We start from the raw sequence: 21,653 nt of genomic DNA on the forward strand, positions 1-21,653 counted from the left end.
CCCATTCCATGGTCATCGGGACGCCCAGTGCAACCTTGCCTGCCCCGCAGCCAGCTATATTGACAGCCTGACTCGGGACCCGGTGTCGTATCCGACGCGCGGCCCATATTAATTCGACATCCTGAATATACCGTCGCCTGAATGCAATCGCGATGGTCGAGTCGACTCGGGAAATTGGCGATGCGGTTGCCACCGAGCGACGCTATTACGTCTCCAGCTTGCCGCCAGACGCTGCACGTATCGCACATGCCGTGCGTTCGCACTGGGCCATGACAATTCTTAAAAGAAATTTAGTACCTGACGCCGCTTATAAGTTATCGACTTAGAACTCGTCCCATTCTTTCGATCGCCTTACTTTGGAAAAATAGCGCCTGTTTCCTGCCACTGCTGCTGCCCCGTGGCAGCGACGCGCGACAGCGCGATGGAAACGTCCGTGCGTCGTCTTTCGACGCGAGGCCCTTACTAACAGGTACTTAAATGTCCAAAAAAGCACTTCCCATTCTGATGGCGACAGCAGGTCTCCTCGCCGCGGCCTCGTCGGCTCAGGCAGCCGACGGCACGATCACGATCACCGGCGAAATCACCGCCCAGACCTGCAACATCTCGGGTGACGGCGGCGGCAAGGATTTCACCGTCACGCTGCCCAATGTGTCGACGTCGGCACTCTCCGTGGCGGGTTCGACCGCCGGCCGCAAGCCGTTCCGCATCAACCTGTCGAACTGCTCGCCGAATTCCGGCAACGCATCGGTGTACTTCGAGCCGGGCACGACGGTCAACGCGCAGACGGGCCAGTTGTTCAACGCGACGGGTGACGCGAAGAACGTCGAGGTCGGCCTGCTGAACAAGGACGGTTCGAACATCAAGCTCGGCGCAGCGCAAGCGCAGCAGAACTCGCAGACCGTGGCGATCGCTGGCGGCTCGGCAGAGCTCAACTACTACGCGCAATACGTTGCAACCGGCGGTGCGGCCACGGCAGGCAAGGTCGGTACGTCGGTCATGTACTCGGTCTCGTACCAATAACCCGGTTTTCCGACCGGCGGCCCGCGCGCGCAAAGCAGAAGCGGCGCGCGGGCCGACCGACAGCGAGTTGATCATCTACAGGGAGAAATCGGCGATGAGGATGCCAATGAACTGGCGCTCGAGCGTGGGCGCCGCAGCGCTGGTCGCCTCGCTTTCCGGCATGGGTACCGCGGACGCAAGCGTCGTGATCGGCGGAACGCGTGTGGTCTATCCGGAAAAGGAACGCGAGGTAACGGTCAAGCTGACCAACGAGGGCGACAGGCCGTCGCTGGTGCAGGCGTGGATCGACGACGGTCATGCAAACGCGCTACCCGACGAGTCGAAGGTACCGTTCATGCTGACGCCGCCGCTGTTCCGCCTCGATCCGAAGAAAGGCCAGAGCCTGCGCCTGATCTATACGCAGGAACCGCTCGCCCAGGACAAGGAAACGCTGTACTGGCTCAACGTGCTCGACGTCCCGCCTCAAGCAGCCGACGATTCAAACGCGCCGAACCTGCTGCAGCTCGCGTTCCGCACGCGCATCAAGCTGTTCTTCCGGCCAGCCGCGCTACAGGGTGACGCCGACGAATCCGCGGAAAAAGTCACCTGGAACTTCGCACCGAAGGCCGGCGGCGGTTATGCGCTGCAAGCGAAAAACCCGACGCCCTATCACGTGACGTTCACCAAGCTGACCGTCAAGTCAGGCGACGCCACATGGACCAACGACAAGGGCGGCATGGTCAAGCCGGGGGCCACCGAACAATTCGACGTCGGCAACGTGCAGTCGGCGCCCGGCGCGCCCATCGAGGTCGATTACACATTCCTCAACGACTACGGGGCGGGCATCGAAGGCCGCTACGCACCGAAGAAATCGCACTGACGCCGCGATCGTTCCCGACTTAACCCGTCGCTGATCGACGGTACGGCAATCGTACCGGCGCTGGCAGACCGTCGCTCGCAATATGACGATGCGGCATCAATACATTGAATTCATGCGAGCGAATCATTTTATTCTCACCCCAGAGGCCCCCGCGCGTTTCGCGCTTAAACCGGGCTATCTGTTCGTCATGGCAGCGCTGGGCAGTTGGGCTGCCGGCGCGTGCGCCGACGAAACGCCGGCTGCATCGGCGGAAGGCTTCCAGGTCGCGCAGGTTCAGTTCAACGATACGCTGATGATGAAGCCGCGCGGCCAGCGGCTCGACCTCGATCGCTTCGCGAAAGGCAATCCGGTCCCGGCGGGCGATTATCTCGTCGACCTCTACGTGAACGAAACCTGGACCGGCCGCTCGACGGTGCGCTTCAACGCAGTGGCAGGCGCGGTCAACGCGACGCCGTGCTTCGATCGCGCGCTCGTGAGCCGGCTCGGCCTCGACGACCAGACGCTGACCGACTCGGCGCGCGCCGAGCTGATCCGCGTGCAGGCCGGCGAGTGCACGGACATCGACAAACTGGTGGCCGACGCGACGGTCGAATTCGACATGTCGGATCTGCGTTTGAACGTGAGCATTCCGCAGGCATCGCTGCTGCGCAATCCGCGGGGTTACGTGAGCCCGGAACTGTGGGACAGCGGCGTGCCGAGTGCAACGCTCAAGTACAACGCCAACGTGTTCCGCAACACGTCGTCGGGATACGAAAGCACGCAGGGCTACCTCGGGCTGAATGCCGGCGTCAACGTCGGGAACTGGCATTTGCGGCACAACGGCACGTATAGCGCGCAAACACGTGGGGACAGCCGTTATCAAAGTCTCAACACGTACGTTCAGCGCGACCTGCCGGCGTGGCGCAGCCAGTTGAAGATCGGCGAAACGTATACTGACGGCACGCTGTTCGACAGCGTGGGCATGCGCGGCGCCACCCTCGAGACGGACGACCGGATGCTGCCCGATTCGATGCGCGGCTATGCCCCCGTGATTCGCGGCGTCGCGACGAGCAACGCGCACGTCTCCGTATCGCAGAACGGCGCCGTGCTGTACGAAACCAACGTGGCGCCGGGGCCGTTCGAGATCGACGACCTGTACGCGACCGGCTACGGCGGCAACCTGCTCGTCACGGTCACCGAAGCCGACGGCAGGAAACACAGCTTCACGGTACCGTATGCGGCGGTGGTGCAATCGCTGCGCCCCGGCATCTCGCGGTTCGGCATCGCGCTCGGGCAGTTGCGCGAGCCGCAACTCAACCGTCATCCGAATTTCGCTCAGGCGACCTACCAGCGCGGCATCAGCAACCTGTTGACAGGTTATGTCGGCGCAATCGTCGCCGAAAACTATCTGGCCGGGCTGGTCGGCGCCGCGTTCAACACATCGCTCGGCGCGCTCGCCGTCGACGTCACGCACGCCAGTGCTCGCATCCCGGGCGTGTCGGCAACGAACGGGCAAAGTGTGCGCGTGAGCTACAGCAAGTCTGTCGACGCGACGGGCACGAACATCGCGGTCGCCGCGTATCGCTACTCGTCGCGCGGCTACTGGGCCATGCGCGACGCGATGTATGCGCGCGATCTGTCAGCCGCCGGCATGGATCCGAACAACGTTTACCGGCAGCGGAACCAGGTCCAGCTGACGCTGAACCAGTCGCTCGGCGAAAAACGCGGCAGTCTGTTCGCGGTGGGTTCGTCGGTCAACTACTGGAACCGCCAGGGGACGACGACGCAGTTCCAGCTCGGCTACAACAACAGCCTGCGGCTCCTCGGCGTCAACCTGAGCTACAACCTGTCGGTCTCGCGGCAGCGGGACGGCTATTCGGGCCGCCTGAACAACCAGGTGTACGCGAACCTGACGGTTCCGCTCGGCCGACGGTCATACGCGCCGACGCTGAGCACGGGCATCGCGCACGACAGCCAGGGCGGCACGACCGAGCAGATGGCGCTGACCGGTACCGTCGGCAAGTCCGGCGCACTCTCGTATGGCGTGAACGTCAATTCACGCAGCAGTGCGACTTCCGGCGGCGGCAATGTGCAATATCGGAGCCCCTGGGCAACGTTCTCCGGCAGCGCGAGCGGTGGCAGTGGCTACTCGAGCGTATCCGGCGGCGTATCGGGCGCGCTCGTCGGTCACGCGGGCGGCGTCACGCTCGCCAACGAGCTCGGCGACACGGTCGCGATCGTCGAAGCGAAGGATGCCGTCGGAGCAAGCCTCACCAACGGCACGGACGTCCGGATCGATCGTCGCGGCTTCGCGGTGATCCCGTATCTGACGCCGTATCAGATGAACACGATCGAACTCGATCCGAAAGGCATTCCAATCGACGTCGAAATGCAGTCGACCAGCCAGCAGGTCGCGCCGCGAGCGAATTCGGTCGTCAAGGTCAAGTTCGGGACGACAACGGGCCGCGCCGTGCTGCTCACGATTCGCCAGCCGGACGGCACGCCCGTACCGTTCGGCAGCACCGTGGCCGATGCCGACGGCAACGCGGTCGGTTGGTCCGGACAGGGCGGCACGCTGTTCACCCGTGACTTGAAGGACTCGGGCGTGTTGACAGCGAAGTGGGGTAACCGCACTGCCGACGCCTGTACGTTCTCCTACAGTTTGCCGATCGAGCGAAGCAAGCATGCGGTATACGAGCGCATCGAATCGAAATGCGACTATTCGCCGAACAAGGGCCGCCCATAGGCCGCCCGACGCAGGACATCGCCCTTCGGATATTCAATTCACCGGTGAGACATCATGAAATTCCCCTCTCGAAGATTCGCGCTTTACTTTTTTGGACTATTAATCACCTGGCTATCGCCATTATTACTGGGCGGAGGAATGGCTCACGCACAGACGTGCGCGCATGTTCCCGACCGCGGAGCGAACTATCAGTTCTATTGGGCATTCAGCACTCAGAACATCATCGTTCCTCCCCGGGCGCCCAATGGAACCGTACTCGCCACCGGGATATTCGAGTATGAATACAAATGCCAGGCCAACACCATCGGCATCGGCGGGTGGAGAATGGAATTTTCGACAAATTATTGGCCGACGGATATCCCGGGAGTGTTCAGACCCAGACCAGCTATTTCCAATATATGGGGAACCATTGGATTCAGGGTCACCAATGCAGACACCGGCCAGGTAATGATGGGAAATGGCCAGGAGTGGAGCCCTCCGATCACCGAGACCTTTCCCGTTCAAGGCGTATTGAGGGTCAAGATTGAATTGATCAAGGTAAGCGATGCAATTTACAACTTCCCCAATGCACCTCTCGGTGTAAACGAGCATAACTTTCTCATTTACATATTCAACCGATCTAACGGAGCAAAGTCTCTGACATGGGCATTTGCGTGGATCCAGAACGGCAAATATCTGCCGATGGTGCAGAGTTGCACCGTGTTGACGCCGTCGGTCAACGTCCCCTTGCAACCGATCAGCGCGAACAAATTGAGCGCGATCGGCGCAACCGCCAGCGACAGGGACTTCAATATCGCGCTGTCTTGCAAGGCCGGCTCGAATGTATACGTGACGCTAACTGACTTAACCGACAACGGAAACCTGACCAACCAATTGACACTCACCCAAGATTCATCTGCGAAAGGCGTGAAGCTGCGAATTCTGCGGAACGGCAATCCCGTCAACTACGGACCGGATTCGGCTGCAACAACCACTCCGAATCAGTGGTATGTCGGCCCGTCGGCCACGACCACCAGTATTCCGCTCAGCGCCCAATACATCGCAACCGGCCAGGTTTCCCCCGGGACGGTCAAAGGCGTCGCGACGTTCACGATGAGCTATCAGTAGGAACGGCGCGTTAGCCGGCACAGCAATTCGGTAGTACCGGTCGCCGGATCACACAGAGCGACCGGTACGCACTGACGGCCATCTTCCGATCGATGGCTGAATGGCCTTTCACTTTGCAGTCCTATCAGACTGTCTTGAAAGGTCGATTTTCGGACGAAGTCGAATGTTGCCCGGACGACCTGTCATGACAGCCGGGCGACCTGACGCTGAAGTCCTTTTTTTCCCAACCAGTACCAGAGGAATTGATATGAAGTTCGCACTCTCCAGCATCGCAGCACTCACCGTCGTTGCCGCAGCAACCCTGCCGGCCGTGTCGCACGCCGCCGACGGCACGATCACCATCAACGGCAATATCGGTACGCAAACCTGCACGATCGACGGCAACGGCACGGGCGGCAAGGACTTCACGGTCGCGCTGCCGAAGGTGTCGACGTCGTCGCTCGCCACCGGCGGTTCGACGGCCGGCCGCACGCCGTTCAAGATCGGCCTGAAGAACTGCTCGCCGGCAAGCGGGAACGTCTACACGCACTTCGAACCGGGCACCACGGTCAACGCAACGACCGGCCAGTTGCTCAACGCATCGGGCACCGCGAAGAACGTCGAAGTCGGCCTGCTCAACAGCGATATGAGCAACATCGGCGTCGGCAAGGCCGATGAAAATTCGAAGGCGGTCGCACTGTCGAACGGTGCTGCGGACCTGCCGTACTACGCCCAATATGTCGCAACGGGCGGCGCCGCAGGCCAAGGTACGGTGAATACGTCCGTCATGTACTCGATCATGTATCAGTAAAAGACGGCGAACCGGCGCGCGCTCCGCGTGCGTCGGTTGGTTGCCCGGGCGCACGGAGGGACGCGTGCCCCGGCTTTCCCGACGGGCGCCGTACCCGCTCCGCCCCACCCCCAACACCTATCCGTATCGGACCGACCGGGCGCCCGCTCGATCGTCATCGCCCGCCAGTCGGCTTGAAACAGACCCGCTCGACCGCGCGCCTCCGCCCACTGCGCCATTCGGTCTCGTCGCACATTCCGCGAGCAGTCCCGACCGGGCAAATCACGCGCGTCCAATGATCTCCACGTTTCGCACGTGCGCCATGCCGGTCGCCAGACACCGCAAAAAATTCGAACTCGTCCAATTTCAAAATCGCTTGAACAGGCTCATCTTCGTGTACTCAGAATAAATCAAGGTGATCAAGTGAACCGCGGTCATTTTCCCTTTTCCCAGACGCGCATCGGCCGGCGAGTCTTGCGTTCCGCGCTGCTCGCCGGTGCGGCCATTCCGTGGACGTCAATGGCACAAGTCAGCGGCGGCCCGCAACTCGCGGACGGTATCACGCTCGAAGTCGCCCCCGGAGACTATTCGACGACCGTCTCCGGCAAGGCCGTGCTTTCCGCGGTCAACGGCGGCGTGCTGACGACCGTCGGCAAGACCCGCGTCTTCTCGACCGGCAACGTGTCGGCGGGCGCTGCCGCGTGGGGCACCGGCTCGCGTGTCGCACTGCGCGATACGGAAATCCGGACGCGCGGCGGCTCGAGCGCAGGCATCGATCTTCGCCACGGCGGCAGCGCATCCGCAGAAAGCATCTCCATCGATACCGACGGCGACTACGCGCACGGCGTATCCATCGACGGCACCAACGGCCATCTGTCGCTCTCCGGCAGCGTGATCGTGACGCGCGGCAAGGAAGCGTCCGGCATCGCGACGGTTCTGGTCCCGGGCGGCACCATCGACGTGGCCGATACGCTGATCCGGACCAGCGGCCTGTTCGGCACCGGCCTGTCCATCAGCTACGGCGGCGTCCGGGCCACGTTGAAGCGCACCGACATCCGCACCGACGGCGACTATGCATCGGTCCTGTACATGCCGAGCGCGTCCACGGTTGCATTCAGCGACTCGCATCTCGAAACCAGCGGATACGCGGCGCTCGGCGTGGACACTCGCGAGGGCAGCGTCGAACTCGCCCGCACGCGCGTCGTCACGCATGGCGTCAGTTCACACGGGCTATATGCATCGAAGGAGTACACCGACACACCCGTCGTCGATGCAACCGATACCTACGTGACCACCACCGGCAAGGGCGCGATCGGCGTGGTCGCGCGGCTTGGCGGCAAGGTCGCGATGACGCGCGGCGGCATCCTGACGAGCGGCGAGCGCGCGCGCGGGGTGCTGTCGGCCGGCGCGGAATCCATTGCCGCCCTCACCGATACGACCGTCGAAACCCACGGCGCCGAAGCCACCGCACTTTATGCGAGCGCCGGCGGCGCCGTCGACCTGCTGCGCAGCGACGCACGCACGACCGGCACCGGCGCCTATGCCGCAGCCGTCTATGGCGGCACGCTGACGATCGACGACGGTTCGCTGGTCAGCGAACGCCACGGCGCGATCGACGCGTCCGACGCGAACATCGCGCTGAAGAACGGCACGCGCGCCATCGGCGGCAACGGCAAGCTGCTGACCGTGCATGCCGAGTCGGGCGCGCCGGTACGCCTGACGCTCGACTCCCGCTCTCATGCCGACGGCGACATCGTCAACCACCCGACCGACGACGGCAGCCCGACGCATGCGGTGACGGACGTCTCGCTCGCCAACGCGTCTACGTGGACCGGCGCGACCGACGCGGTCCGCGCGCTGTCGCTGGACACGAACAGCCTCTGGACCGTCACCGCCGATTCGACGGTCGGTTCCGTCGCGCTGAACGATTCGACGATCGCATTCGACGCGCCCGCAGCCGGCGTGCCGCCGACGCCGCGCACGCTCGTCGTGACCGGCGACTATGCGGCGCGCCACGGCAAGCTCATCCTCCATACGACGCTGCAGGACGACGCATCGCCCACCGATCGCCTCGTGATCGACGGCGGCCACGCGTCGGGCGACACCGGCATCGTCATCAAGCGTTCGGGCGGCGACGGCGCGCCAACGACCATCGGCATCCCGATCGTCGAAACCCGCAATGGCGGCACGACCGACGCGTCGGCCTTCACGCTCGATGTGGCATCGGACGGCTACCGGCAAGGCTTCGGCACGTTGTCTGCCGGCGGCTACGACTACATGCTCAAGCGCAGCGGCCAGGGCGGCCGGGAGGACGACTGGTATCTCGTCTCCGCGGCAAAACCCGTACCGCCGCAGCCGCCGCAGCCCCCCGGCCCCGTCGATCCCGATCCGTCGATCCGCCCGGAAATCGATCCGCCCCCCCGCACTGCCGCCCCGGAGCCGGATGCGTATCTGGCGAACGCCGATGCAGCGGCGACGATGGCAATCCACACGCTTCATCAGCGCGACGATCGCTCGCTGCGCACCGAAGCAGCTGGCGCGCTCGACGGTGCGGTCTGGCTGCGTGCCGAAGGCCAGATGACGTCGATGTCGGGCGGCCGCAGCGTGTCGGGCAACGGCCGCCTGATCCACGCGGGCGCCGACCTGCTCCGCTTCGACGACGGTCACGGCGGCAGCTTGCGGGTCGGCGCGATGGGCATGTACGGCAGCCAGACGAACTGGTCGACGCGCCCCCTGTGGAACGCGATCGAGCACCGCGTGATGAACGCCACCGCGCGCGGCAGCGTCTCCGGCTACAACGTCGGGCTGTATGGCACGTGGTACGGCAACCGCGACATCCTGACCGGCCCCTATGTCGACGCATGGTTCATGTACGGTGCGTATGCGAACAGCGTCGGCGGCAGCCTCGCGGCCGATTCGTACCGGTCACGCACCGTCACGGGCTCGCTCGAAACCGGCTATTCGTTCGGCTTCTATGAACGCGGCGACACACGATTCTTCGTCGAGCCCGAAGCGCAGCTCGTCGTATCCGACTATCGCGCGGATGCACACGGCACGGCCGGCGGCCGCATCGACGGCCAGGGCTCCACCGACGTGCTCACCCGCCTGGGTGTGCGCGTGCATGGCATAACCGCAATGCCACATGGACGCGAACTTCGGCCGTTCATCGAGGCAAACTGGTGGCACGGCCCCGGCTCGCGCTCGCTGACGCTCGATCGCAATGCGTTCTCGTTCAGCGTGCCGCGCGACCGCGCTGCCGTCCGGATCGGCGCGACCGGGCAGTTGAGCCGGCAATTCTCGATTTCGGCCAGCGTCGGCGTGGAAGGCAATCTGTCCGACTACTCGGTCGTCCGGGGGCAACTCTCGGCAAAATATCGCTGGTAAGCCGCGCAGACCGCCGGCGGGGCGTGAAATCCGCGCCCCACGGAATTCCGCTATACTCCTTCGACTGCCGCCTCCTTGGCGGCAGGTCGGAAGCGCGCCGATTTGCTGACTCGATTGCGGGCGCGCGAACCGGCTGGGGCCTTGATGCGTCTTTGTCCCCGGCAGGTTCACTACAAATGCGGCTAAAGAGGTCGTCAGCCGCGCATCTCCGACTCCGCGCATCGCCGACACCATTTAGCTGCCCAGTCATAAGGCGGAACGAATGGAATCGATCGGCATCGTCGCTCCACAGACCATGCACTTCGCCGAACCACTGCGCTTGCAAAGCGGCAGCGTGATCGGCAACTATCAGCTCGTCGTCGAGACGTACGGCGAGCTCAACGCCGCGCGTTCGAACGCGGTGCTCGTCTGCCACGCGCTCAACGCGTCGCATCACGTCGCCGGCGTCTACGCGGACGATCCGCGCAGCACCGGCTGGTGGGACAACATGGTCGGCCCGGGCAAGCCGCTCGACACCAACCGCTTCTTTGTGATCGGCGTGAACAATCTCGGCTCGTGCTTCGGCTCGACCGGCCCGATGAGCATCGACCCGTCGAGCGGCAAGCCGTATGGCGCGCGCTTTCCGGTCGTCACCGTCGAGGACTGGGTGCACGCGCAGGCGCGTGTCGCGGATGCCTTCGGCATCGAGCGCTTCGCCGCGGTAATGGGCGGCAGCCTCGGCGGGATGCAGGCGCTCGCGTGGAGCCTGATGTATCCGGAGCGCGTCGCACACTGCATCGACATCGCGTCGACGCCGAAGCTGTCCGCGCAGAACATCGCGTTCAACGAGGTCGCGCGCTCGGCGATCCTGTCCGATCCCGACTTCCACGGCGGCGACTACTACGCGCACGGCGTGAAGCCCAAGCGCGGCCTGCGCGTCGCGCGGATGATCGGCCACATCACGTACCTGTCCGACGACGACATGGCCGAGAAATTCGGCCGCGCGCTGCGCCGCGCCGACGGCGCGCTCGACGCGTACAACTTCAGCTTCGACGTCGAATTCGAGGTCGAGTCGTACCTGCGCTACCAGGGCGACAAGTTCGCCGACTACTTCGACGCGAACACCTACCTGCTGATCACGCGCGCGCTCGACTACTTCGACCCGGCGAAGGCGTTCGATGGCAACCTGACGGCCGCACTCGCGCATACGCAGGCGAAATACCTGATCGCGAGCTTCTCGACCGACTGGCGTTTCGCGCCGGCCCGCTCGCGCGAGATCGTGAAGGCGCTGCTCGACAACAAGCGCACGGTCAGCTACGCGGAAATCGATGCGCCGCACGGCCACGACGCGTTCCTGCTCGACGACGCGCGCTATCACAACCTGATCCGCGCGTATTACGAACGAATCGCCAACGAGGTGGGCGCATGAACCAGCAAGCGCTGAATTCCCTGTCCGCGCGCGCGGACTTCCGCACGATCGCGCGCTGGGTCGAACCGCGCTCGACGGTGCTCGACCTCGGCTGCGGCGACGGCTCGCTGCTCGCGCTGCTGATGGAAGAACTAGACGTGACCGGCTACGGGATCGAGCTGAACGACGCGGGCGTGCTCGCGAGCGCGAAGAATCGCATCAACGTGATCCAGCAGAACCTCGAGGACGGCCTGCGCCTGTTCGAGGATCACAGCTTCGACATCGCGATCCTGTCGCAGACGCTGCAGACGATTCACCAGACGGCCGCGATCCTGCGCGAAACCGCGCGGGTCGGACGCGAATGCATCGTGTCGTTCCCGAACTTCGGCTACTGGGCGCACCGGCTGTCGGTGCTGAACGGCCGGATGCCGGTGTCGAAGTCACTGCCTTACCAGTGGCACAACACACCGAACGTCCGGGTGCTGACGATCGAGGATTTCGAGGCGCTCGCGCCCGAAGTCGGCGTCACGATCCTCGACCGCGTCGTGCTGCACGAAGGCCAGCCGATTCGATGGGGAGCGAACTGGCGTGGTAGTCTTGCTGTCTATCGCGTCAAGCGCAGCTGAGCCGGGGAGCCGTTGACGGACGCCGACGGCCCGCACGCACGTGCGGCCGCGCCGCTGCGCTACCCGCGCCGCCGCCTGCGCTGCCGCCGCAATCAGTCAACGCTACCCAGTTCCATTCCATGTCCAAAACGCCACACGAGGCGCCCGCGCTCACCGCTCACGAGGATCACCCCGGCTGGCGTGCCTATCTGAACACGCACATGCTGATCTGCGTGTTCCTCGGATTCACGTCCGGTCTGCCCCTGTTCACGCTCGTCTACCTCGTGCAGGCATGGCTGCGCTCCGAAGGCGTGAACCTGAAGGAAATCGGCCTGTTCGCGCTGATCCAGTTCCCGTATACGTGGAAGTTCCTGTGGGCGCCGCTGATGGACCGCTACATCCCGCGCCTGCCCGGCTGGCGGCCGGGCCGCCGGCGCGGCTGGCTGCTCCTCACGCAGCTGCTGGTCGCGGGCGCGATCGCCACGCTCGGCTTCGTGTCGCCGCGCGACTCGATCTGGACGGTCGCCGCGCTCACCACGCTCGTCGCGTTCTTCGGCGCGAGCGCCGACATCGTGATCGACGCGTACCGCCGCGAACTGCTGCGCGACACCGAGCAGGGCCTCGGCAACGCGGTGCACGTGAACGCCTACAAGCTCGCCGCGCTGATTCCCGGCTCGCTGGCGCTGATCCTGTCCGACCACATGCCGTGGGACGCCGTGTTCGCGATCACCGGCGCATTCATGCTGCCGGGCATCCTGATGACGCTCGTCGTGCGCGAACCCGAAGTGGTCGGCACGCCGCCGCGCAACCTGCGCGACGCGATCGTGCTGCCGTTCCGCGAATTCATCCAGCGCGACGGCTGGACCGGCGCGCTGCTGGTCATCGCGTTCATCTTCCTGTTCAAGATCGGCGACACGATGGCGACCACGCTGTCGACGTCGTTCTTCCTCGACATCGGCTTCACGCGCACCGAGATCGGCATCGTCGCCAAAACCACCGCGCTCGTCGCGAGCGTCGCCGGCGGCATCATCGGCGGCGTGTGGCTCGTGAAGATCGGGATCGGCCGCGGGCTGTGGATCTTCGGCGCGCTGCAGATGGTGTCGACCCTCGGCTTCGCGTGGCTCGCGCAGCTCGGCCCCGGCTCGCCCGTGCTGGCCATGCTGTACGACTTCACGGTATCGACGAGCCATGCGATCGCGTCGGCGCTGTCGGTGTTCGGCATCGTCGTCACGCCGCAGTTCAGCCCGATGACGGTCGCGCTCGCGATCGTCTACGGCGTCGAAACTTTCACCACCGGCCTGACGATGGCCGCGTTCGTCGCGTACATCGCAAGCACGACCGACCCGCGCTACACGGCCACGCAGTTCGCGCTGTTCACGAGCCTCGCGTCCGTGCCGCGCACGCTCGCCTCGGCCGCGAGCGGCTTCATCGTCGCGAAGATCGGCTGGTTCGACTACTTCATCGTGTGCACCGCGCTCGCGATCCCCGGCATGCTGCTGCTGTTCAAGATCGCGCCGTGGAACGGTGTCGCGCGCAACGGCGAGGCGAGCCGTGCGCAATGATCGCCTGCTTCGCGCCGCACGCGTCGCCGCCGCACTGAGCGCCGGCGTCGCGGCGCTCGGTGCGGCGGCAAGCGTGCATGCGACCGACGCCGGTGCAGCCGCGGCCGGCTCCGCGCCCGCCACCGCGGCGGCTGCGCCGTCCACGCCGGCGGCCATTGGTGCGCCGTCTGCCGCCGAAGCCGCGCAGCCGAGCGGCGCGGCCGTGCCGACGAAAGCCTATACGCCGACGTCGCAGCAGGTCCGCTACGGCAATGCGATCGCGTTCCGCACGCTGATCCCGTCGCCGCTGCTCGAACAGGTGACCGCGAGCGAATACGCGCAGATCGTGCAAGCGGCCGCCGACAGCGACCGCCTGCTGCCCGCGAACCAGCCGCGCGTGAAACGCCTGCGCGCGATCGTACTGAAGCTGGCGCCGTATTCGGTGAAGTGGAACGATCGCGTGAAGAACTGGGCGTGGGACGTCAACGTGATCCGCTCGCGTGACATCCGCATCGCGTGCCTGCCGGGCGGCAAGGTGCTCGTGTACGGCGGGATGCTCGATCGCGTCCGCCTGAACGACGACGAACTCGGCGTGCTGATCGCGCACGGCATCGCCCATGCGCTGCGCGAACACGCGCGCAGCAATCTCAGCACGGCGTCGCAAACGTCACTGCGCGCGGCCTCGCTGCCGCCACTGTTCGGCGTCGGCGATCCACTGCCGCAGGCGCTGAACCTCGGCGCACGTCTGCAGACGCTGCGCTACGACCCGACCGACGAGACCGAAGCCGACGTGATCGGCGGCGACATCGCCGCCCGCGCGGGCTTCGATCCGCGCGCGGCGATCACGCTGTGGGACAAGCTCGCGGCGGCGACGCGCGCGAACAAGACGTCGGGTTTCATCTACATGCACCCGTACGGCGCGACGCGGCGGCAGGATCTGCTGAACCGCCTGCAGGACCTGATGCCGCTGTATGCGAAGGCGACGGGCAAGCGCGTCGACACGCTGCCCGACTATGCGGGCATCAGCGCGCAGCGGCGCAAGATCGTGCGGCGCTGAGCGTCGCAGGCCGCGGCTTTCCCTCGGGCATTGCCGGCGCGTGACGCGACGCTACGCGCCGACGTCCGATTCGACCGGCCGGCTGCCGCTCTCGCGCATCCAGCGCACTTCGTCACCGGGGCTGCGGCCGAACAGCCGCTTGAACTCGCGGCTGAACTGCGACGCGCTCGCATAGCCGACCCGCGCGGCGGCGGCACCCGCGCCGACGCCGTCCTGCACCATCATCAAGCGCGCCTGGTGCAGGCGCGCGGCCTTCACATACTGCATCGGCGACGTCGCCGTCACGTGCTTGAACTGCGCGTGGAACACCGCGAGGCTCATCCCGGCCTCGCGCGCGAGCGTTTCGACATCGAGATCGGCCTTCAGGTCCGCATGGATGCGCCGCAGCGCCTTCGCGACGCGGCCGAAATGATGCTGCTGGGCGAGCGCCGCGCGAATCGCGTCGCCCTGTGCACCGGTCAGCACGCGGTACGCGATCTCGCGCATGATCGCCGGCCCGAGCACGCACGTGTCGTGCGGCGACGCGAGCGCTTCGAGGAGCCGCACCACCGCGTCGGCGAGCGGCGCATCGAGCGGCGTCGAATAGACGCCGTGCGGCTCGCTGACCGCCGCACCGAGCGTCTCGTCGAGCAGGATCGCGAGTTCGGCGATCACCGCGAGATCGACGCGGATCGAGATCGCGAGAAACGGCTCGTCCATGCTCGCGAAGGTTTCGCATTCGAACGGCAGCGGCACCGACAGCACGAGATACTGCTGCGCGTCGTAGACGAACGAGCGGTCGCCGAGATAGCCGAGCTTGCGGCCCTGGCACACGACGATGATGCTCGGCTCGTACAGCACCGGCATGCGCGGCACGGGACGGCTCACGCGGATGAAGCGCACGCCGTCGAGCGCCGCCAGCGTATCGCCCTCGTTCGGCGCCAGGCTCGAATGCAGCTCGATCATGCGGCGCCGCACACGGTCGCCCATATCGTCGAAAAGGGGCTGGAAGCTCATCGGCGTCGTCCTGTCCGGCAAGAGAATCTGGCTTGCAATGTAGCACTTTGAAAGCATTTTGACGGCCGTTCGCGCGAAATTCGAGAGGAATGGGCAAATCTTCGAGACCTTCGTGTATTTCGCCGCGGCGGCTCGCTCCGTACGATGGGCACCTGTCTCGCCGCGTCGCCACATGGTGCGGCGGCAGTCTGTTTCGCCGGATGTTTTCCCGGACAAGGAGCCCCCTGCATGAGCACAACCTACGCTTACGCGGCGACCGATGCGCAATCGCCGCTCGCCCCGTTCGAATTCCAGCGCCGCGCGCTGCGCGACCTCGACGTCCAGATCGAGGTGCTGTACTGCGGCGTCTGCCACTCGGACCTGCACCAGGCCCGCAACGAATGGCGCAACACGATCTACCCGGTCGTGCCGGGCCATGAAATCGTCGGCCGCGTGACCGCGACCGGCCCGCAGGTGTCGCGCTTCAAGGTCGGCGAGCTGGTCGGCGTCGGCTGTCTCGTCGATTCGTGCCGCACCTGCCCGAGCTGCGCGGAAGGCCTCGAACAGTATTGCGAGAACGGTTTCGTCGGCACCTACAACGGCCAGGACCGCGTGACGGGCGACATCACGTACGGCGGCTATTCGACCCAGCTCGTCGTCGACGAGGCGTTCGTGCTGCGCGTGCCCGAGACGCTGGACCCGGCCGGCGCCGCGCCGCTGCTGTGCGCGGGGATCACGACCTACTCGCCGCTGCGCCAGTGGAATGTCGGGCCCGGCAAGAAAGTCGGGATCGTCGGCCTCGGCGGGCTCGGCCACATGGGCGTGAAGCTCGCGCGCGCGATGGGTGCGCATGTCGTGCTGTTCACGACCTCGCCGTCGAAGATCGAGGACGGCAAGCGGCTCGGCGCGCACGAAGTGGTGATCTCGAAGGACGAAGCGCAGATGAACGCGCACCTGAACAGCTTCGACTTCATCCTGAACACGGTGGCCGCGCAGCACGACCTGAACCCGTTCCTGCACCTGCTGAAGCGCGACGGCACGATGACGCTCGTCGGCGCGCCGGAGCACGACCACCCGTCGCCGCAGGTGTTCAACCTGATCTTCAAGCGCCGCCGCCTCGCGGGCTCGCTGATCGGCGGGATCGCGGAAACGCAGGAAATGCTCGACTTCTGCGCGGAGCACGGCATCACGTCGGACATCGAAACGATTCCGATGCAGCAGATCAATGCCGCTTACGAGCGGATGCTCAAGAGCGACGTGAAGTATCGGTTCGTGGTGGACATGGCGTCGCTCAAGCAGTAAGGCAGTAAGCGACGCCCCCAAGCGAAACGGGCCGCATGTTCGACATGCGGCCCGTTTTGCATCCTGCAACCGGTTGGCCGGGCCGCTACGCGCATCGCGTAGCGCCGACGATCACTTCTTGTAGTCGTAATCGACCGTCAGCGGCGCGTGATCGCTGAACTTGATGTCCTTGAAGATCGACGTGCGCTTCGCGGTGCCGGCCACGCCCGGCGTCGCGATCTGGTAATCGATCCGCCACCCGACGTTCTTCGCGTACGCCTGGCCGCGGTTGCTCCACCACGTGTACTGCTCGGGGCGCGGGTCGAGCGTGCGGAATACGTCGACATAGCCGACATCGTCGAACAGCTGCGTGAGCCACGCGCGCTCTTCCGGCAGGCAGCCCGAGTTCTTCTGGTTGCTCTTCCAGTTCTTGATGTCGATTTCCTTGTGGACGATGTTCACGTCGCCGCACAGGATCACCTCGCGCTTGCTCTTCAGCTCGGCGAGATGCGGCATGAACTCGTCCATGAAGCGGTACTTCGCCTGCTGACGCTCTTCGCCGCTCGAGCCGGACGGCACGTACACCGACACGACCGACAGCTTGCCGTAGCGCGCCTCGACATAGCGCCCCTCGGCATCGAATTCGCTGCTGCCGAAGCCGATGATCACGTCATCGGGCTCGTGGCGGCTGTACACGCCCGCGCCGCTGTAGCCCTTCTTCTCGGCGTGGTGGAAATAGCTCCTGAAGCCATGCGGCTCGACGAAGTCGGCCGGCAGGTCGTCGGCCGATACCTTGATTTCCTGCACGCACACGCAGTCGGCGTTCTGTTCGCCGAGCCATTCGAAAAAGCCCTTCTTCGCGGCGGAGCGGATGCCGTTCAGGTTGGCGGTAATCACTCGCATCATGTCGGGTTCCGTTGTTCAGTTCAGTTCGATGTGTTTGACAGGATCGCAGCCTAGCGGATCTTCACGCCTTCGAGCTCCGGCTTCGGCGGCGGGAATTCGAGCTTCATGTCGGTCATCGCGCGCAGCAGCAGCTCGGCGATCATCACGTTGCGATGGGTTTTCGAGTTCGCCGGGATCACGTACCACGGCGCATGCTCGGCCGACGTCGCGGCGAGCGCGTCGCGGTACGCCGACTGGTATGCATCCCAGTGCTTGCGCGCGTCGAGATCGGAGATGTCGAATTTCCAGTGCTTGGTCGGATCGTCGATGCGCGCCTGCAGCCGCTCGCGCTGCTCGTCCTTCGAGATGTGCAGGAAGCACTTGACGATCGTCGTGCCGTTCTCCGCGAGCATCATCTCGAAATCGCGGATCTGCCGGTAGCGGCGCTCGCATTCCTTGTCGCTGATGAGCTCGAGCACGCGCGGCACGAGTACGTCCTCGTAGTGGCTGCGGTTGAAGATCGCGAGTTCGCCCGCGGCCGGCACCTGCGCGTGCACGCGCCACAGGAAATCGTGCGCGGCCTCGATCGGCGTCGGCGCCTTGAACGGCACGATGCGCAGGCCGAGCGGATCGACGTCGCGAAACACCGCGCGCACGGTACCGTCCTTGCCGCTGGTGTCCATCCCCTGCAGCACGAGCAGCACGCGCTTCTTCTGCTGCGTGTGCAGGCGCTCCTGCTGCACGTCGAGCTCCGTCGACACGGCGGTGAGCCGTTCGCGGTCGGCATCCTTCGACCCCGCCGAGAACGGCTTCGCAGCCGGATCGAACGCATCGAGCTTGAATGCGGCAGCTTCCTTGTCACGCGTGCTGTACGGCACGCGGAAATCGTCGAGCGACGGTTGTTTCGCCATTCGTTCCTCCGTTGGACGGTGCGATGCACACGCGCACACGATAACGCATGCACCAAAGCGACGGGCCGCCCCGAACAGGTTCGGCGGCGGCCCGTCGTCAGGCGCGGTTCAGACGCGCGACCATGTTCAGCCGAGCTTCTTCTTCAGCAGTTCGTTGACCTGCTGCGGATTGGCCTTGCCCTTGGTCGCCTTCATCGCCTGGCCGATCAGCGCGTTGAACGCCTTTTCCTTGCCCGCGCGGAATTCCTCGACCGACTTCGCGTTCGCCGCGAGCACCTCGTCGATGATCGCTTCCAGCGCGCCGGTGTCGGAGATCTGCTTCAGGCCCTTCGCGTCGATGATGCGGTCGGCCGCGGCTTCGTCGGTCGCCTTCTCGTCCCAGATCGCCGAGAAGATTTCCTTCGCGATCTTGTTCGAGATCGTGCCGTCGGCGATGCGTTGCAGCACCAGCGCGAGCTGCGCTGCCGAGACCGGAATCGCGTCGATCTCGATGCCGTCGCGGTTCAACTGCGACGACACGTCGCCCATCAGCCAGTTCGCGGCGATCTTCGCGTTCGCCGCGCCGGCCTTCGCGACCACGGCCTCGAAGTACGCGGCCATCGCCTTGCTCGACGTCAGCACGCCGGCGTCGTACGCGGACACGCCATATTGCTCGACGAAGCGCTGCTGCATCGCGGCCGGCAGTTCGGGCATCCCGGCCTGCACGCGCTCGATCCAGTCCTGGCCGATCACGAGCGGCATCAGGTCGGGGTCGGGGAAGTAGCGGTAGTCGTGCGCGTCCTCCTTGCTGCGCATCGAACGCGTCTCGCGCTTGTCCGGATCGTAGAGGCGCGTTTCCTGCACGACTTCGCCGCCGTCCTCGATCAGCTCGATCTGGCGACGCACTTCGTAGTTGATCGCTTCTTCAAGGAACCGGAACGAGTTCAGGTTCTTGATTTCCGCGCGCGTGCCGAACTTTTCCTGGCCGACCGGTCGCACCGACACGTTCGCGTCGCAGCGGAACGAGCCTTCCTGCATGTTGCCGTCGCAGATGCCGAGCCACACGACGAGCGCGTGCAGCGACTTCGCATACGCGACCGCCTCGGCCGCGCTGCGCATTTCCGGCTCGGTGACGATCTCGAGCAGCGGCGTGCCCGCGCGGTTCAGGTCGATCCCGGTCATGCCGGCGAAGTCTTCATGCAGCGACTTGCCCGCATCTTCCTCGAGGTGCGCGCGGGTCAGGTTGACCGTCTTCTCGTACGCTTGCTTGCCGGCCTTTTCGTTGGCCGGCACCTGGATCGTGATCTGGCCGCCCTGCACGACCGGAATCTCGTACTGGCTGATCTGATAGCCCTTCGGCAGATCGGGGTAGAAATAATTCTTGCGCGCGAAGATGCTGCGCGGCGCGATGGTCGAGCCGATCGCGAGGCCGAAGCGGATCGCGCGCTCGACCGCGCCGCGGTTCAGCACCGGCAGCACGCCCGGCAGCGCCAGATCGACCGGGCACGCCTGCGTGTTCGGCTCGGCGCCGAATTGCGTCGGCGCGCCGGAGAAAATCTTCGAGACGGTCGACAGTTGCGCGTGCGTCTCGAGACCGATGACGACTTCCCATTGAGTCATATGCTTACACCCCCGCCGGAACTTGCTTGTGCCAGTCGGTCGCGCGCTGGAACGCGTCGGCGACCTGCAGCATCCGGGCTTCGTTGAAATAGTTGCCGATGATCTGCAGACCGACCGGGCGCTTCGCGTTCGCGCCCGCGCCGAAGCCGCACGGCACGCTCATGCCGGGCAGGCCGGCGAGGCTCACCGACAGCGTGTAGATATCCGCGAGATACATCTGCACCGGATCGTCGCCCTTCGAGCCGAGATCCCATGCGACCGTCGGCGAGGCCGGGCCCATGATCACGTCACAGGACTTGAACGCTTCCTGGAAATCCTGCGCGATGATGCGGCGGATCTTCTGCGCCTGCAGGTAGTACGCGTCGTAGTAGCCGTGCGACAGCACGTAAGCGCCGACGAGAATCCGGCGCTTCACCTCGGGGCCGAAGCCTTCGGCGCGCGACTTCTTGTACATGTCGAGCAGGTCGCCATACTGCGCGGCGCGGTGGCCGAAGCGCACGCCGTCGAAACGCGACAGGTTCGACGACGCCTCGGCCGGCGCGATCACGTAGTACACGGGGATCGACAATTCGGTTTTCGGCAGCGACACGGGCACGAGCGTCGCGCCGAGCGCCTCGTACTGCTTGAGCGCCGCGTCGATCGACGCACGCACGTCGTCGGCGAGGCCGTCGCCGAAATACTCGTTCGGCAGACCGATGCGCAGCCCGGCAAGCGGCTTACCCGCATCGTTGCCGGCCGCCCACGGCTGGCCGAGGTGGCGCGTGAAATCCTCGTCTTCACGCTCGAGGCTCGTCGAGTCGCGCTCGTCGAAGCCGGACATCGCGTTCAGCAGCAGCGCGCAGTCGGACGCGCTCTGCGCCATCGGGCCGCCCTGGTCGAGCGACGACGCGAACGCGATCATCCCGTAGCGCGACACGCGGCCGTAGGTCGGCTTGATGCCCGTCACGCCCGCGAACGACGCGGGCTGGCGGATCGAGCCGCCGGTGTCGGTGCCGGTCGCGGCCGGCGCGAGGCGCGCGGCGACGGCGGCCGAGCTGCCGCCCGAGCTGCCGCCCGGCACCGCGTTGGTATCCCACGGGTTCTTCACCGCGCCGAACGCGGAGTTCTCGTTCGACGAGCCCATCGCGAACTCGTCCATGTTGGTCTTGCCGAGCGTGACCATGCCGGCCGCCTGCAGGCGGGCGACGACGGTCGCGTCGAACGGGCTCTCGTAGTTCGCGAGCATCTTCGAGCCGGCGGTCGAGCGCCAGCCGCGCGTGACGAACACGTCCTTGTGCGCGATCGGCAGGCCGGTCAGCGCGCCGCCCGCGCCGCGCGCGAGTTCGGCGTCGGCGGCCTTCGCCTGCGCAAGGGTGAGGTCGGCGTCGACGTGGACAAACGCGTTCAGGTCGCGTGCCGCGTCGATCCGTTTCAGGTAGAGCTGCGCGAGCTCGACGGCCGAGCATTCCTTGGCGGCGAGCGCGGCGCGCAGTTCGGTCAGGCTTTTTGCGTGCATTGAGTGGTTTTCCTGGGAATTCTGGGTGGCGCGCGGCGCGGCGCCGGCGCGCT

General features: G+C 65.4%; 16 protein-coding genes and 1 pseudogene. 12 read left to right on the forward strand and 5 right to left on the reverse strand.

The genetic code is table 11. From position 1 onward, the window contains the following. Nucleotides 1–137: 137 nt before the first annotated feature. The 11 genes and pseudogenes from ACVK00_RS13875 to ACVK00_RS13925 all read left to right on the forward strand — a co-directional run. Nucleotides 138–266, forward strand: a pseudogene (locus tag ACVK00_RS13875) (ISAs1 family transposase); the annotation flags it as partial. A gap of 211 nt (nucleotides 267–477) precedes the next feature. Then, a complete protein-coding gene (locus tag ACVK00_RS13880) occupies nucleotides 478–1,020 on the forward strand; it encodes a fimbrial protein (protein ID WP_284900031.1) in 543 nt (180 codons plus the stop codon). 94 nt (nucleotides 1,021–1,114) lie between these two features. After that, a complete protein-coding gene (locus ACVK00_RS13885; protein WP_284900029.1) occupies nucleotides 1,115–1,879 on the forward strand; it encodes a fimbrial biogenesis chaperone in 765 nt (254 codons plus the stop codon). Between the two features lie 187 nt (nucleotides 1,880–2,066). Continuing rightward, nucleotides 2,067–4,604 (forward strand): fimbria/pilus outer membrane usher protein, encoded by a 2,538-nt coding sequence (locus ACVK00_RS13890; RefSeq protein WP_284900027.1) that lies wholly within the window; start codon nucleotides 2,067–2,069, stop codon nucleotides 4,602–4,604. A gap of 54 nt (nucleotides 4,605–4,658) precedes the next feature. Then, entirely contained in the window at nucleotides 4,659–5,711 is a 1,053-nt protein-coding gene (locus ACVK00_RS13895) for a fimbrial protein (RefSeq protein WP_284900025.1), read from the forward strand. Between the two features lie 247 nt (nucleotides 5,712–5,958). After that, nucleotides 5,959–6,501: a fimbrial protein gene (locus ACVK00_RS13900; protein WP_284900024.1), complete on the forward strand. Its 543-nt coding sequence runs from the start codon at nucleotides 5,959–5,961 to the stop codon at nucleotides 6,499–6,501. 294 nt (nucleotides 6,502–6,795) lie between these two features. Then, nucleotides 6,796–9,864 (forward strand): autotransporter family protein, encoded by a 3,069-nt coding sequence (locus tag ACVK00_RS13905; protein ID WP_354122882.1) that lies wholly within the window; start codon nucleotides 6,796–6,798, stop codon nucleotides 9,862–9,864. Nucleotides 9,865–10,126: 262 nt separating this feature from the next. Continuing rightward, nucleotides 10,127–11,272 (forward strand): homoserine O-succinyltransferase MetX, encoded by a 1,146-nt coding sequence (gene metX / locus ACVK00_RS13910; protein WP_228906205.1) that lies wholly within the window; start codon nucleotides 10,127–10,129, stop codon nucleotides 11,270–11,272. Continuing rightward, a complete protein-coding gene (gene metW, locus ACVK00_RS13915; protein WP_166724776.1) occupies nucleotides 11,269–11,877 on the forward strand; it encodes a methionine biosynthesis protein MetW in 609 nt (202 codons plus the stop codon). The genes metX and metW overlap by 4 nt, the downstream gene beginning before the upstream one ends. 119 nt (nucleotides 11,878–11,996) lie before the next feature. Beyond that, nucleotides 11,997–13,418, forward strand: a complete 1,422-nt coding sequence (locus ACVK00_RS13920; RefSeq protein ID WP_228906206.1) for an AmpG family muropeptide MFS transporter — start codon at nucleotides 11,997–11,999, stop codon at nucleotides 13,416–13,418. Further along, a complete protein-coding gene (locus tag ACVK00_RS13925; protein WP_228906208.1) occupies nucleotides 13,408–14,454 on the forward strand; it encodes a M48 family metallopeptidase in 1,047 nt (348 codons plus the stop codon). The genes ACVK00_RS13920 and ACVK00_RS13925 overlap by 11 nt, the downstream gene beginning before the upstream one ends. Nucleotides 14,455–14,505: 51 nt before the next feature. Here ACVK00_RS13925 and ACVK00_RS13930 read toward each other — a convergent pair whose 3' ends face one another. Beyond that, the gene (locus ACVK00_RS13930) at nucleotides 14,506–15,450 is read right to left on the reverse strand and encodes an AraC family transcriptional regulator (protein ID WP_284900019.1); all 945 of its coding nucleotides are present in this window, start codon (nucleotides 15,448–15,450) and stop codon (nucleotides 14,506–14,508) included. A gap of 228 nt (nucleotides 15,451–15,678) precedes the next feature. On the opposite strand from ACVK00_RS13930, the gene ACVK00_RS13935 reads away from it, so the two are divergent. Continuing rightward, nucleotides 15,679–16,731, forward strand: a complete 1,053-nt coding sequence (locus tag ACVK00_RS13935) for an NAD(P)-dependent alcohol dehydrogenase (protein ID WP_006755229.1) — start codon at nucleotides 15,679–15,681, stop codon at nucleotides 16,729–16,731. A gap of 111 nt (nucleotides 16,732–16,842) precedes the next feature. Here ACVK00_RS13935 and ACVK00_RS13940 read toward each other — a convergent pair whose 3' ends face one another. From ACVK00_RS13940 to gatA, 4 genes are all read right to left on the reverse strand, one after another. After that, nucleotides 16,843–17,616, reverse strand: coding sequence for an exodeoxyribonuclease III (locus ACVK00_RS13940; protein WP_228906213.1), 774 nt, complete (start codon nucleotides 17,614–17,616; stop codon nucleotides 16,843–16,845). Nucleotides 17,617–17,666: 50 nt separating this feature from the next. Further along, nucleotides 17,667–18,506 carry a polyphosphate kinase 2 family protein gene (locus ACVK00_RS13945; protein WP_284900016.1) on the reverse strand — a complete coding sequence of 280 codons (840 nt, stop codon included), beginning with the start codon at nucleotides 18,504–18,506 and terminating at the stop codon, nucleotides 17,667–17,669. Between the two features lie 126 nt (nucleotides 18,507–18,632). Beyond that, a complete protein-coding gene (gene gatB / locus ACVK00_RS13950; RefSeq protein WP_175730627.1) occupies nucleotides 18,633–20,105 on the reverse strand; it encodes an Asp-tRNA(Asn)/Glu-tRNA(Gln) amidotransferase subunit GatB in 1,473 nt (490 codons plus the stop codon). A gap of 4 nt (nucleotides 20,106–20,109) precedes the next feature. Then, on the reverse strand, nucleotides 20,110–21,600 hold the full coding sequence (gene gatA / locus ACVK00_RS13955; RefSeq protein WP_175665899.1) for an Asp-tRNA(Asn)/Glu-tRNA(Gln) amidotransferase subunit GatA: 1,491 nt from the start codon (nucleotides 21,598–21,600) through the stop codon (nucleotides 20,110–20,112). Nucleotides 21,601–21,653: the final 53 nt, after the last annotated feature.

The sequence above is a fragment of the Burkholderia sp. PvR073 genome, from assembly GCF_054055695.1.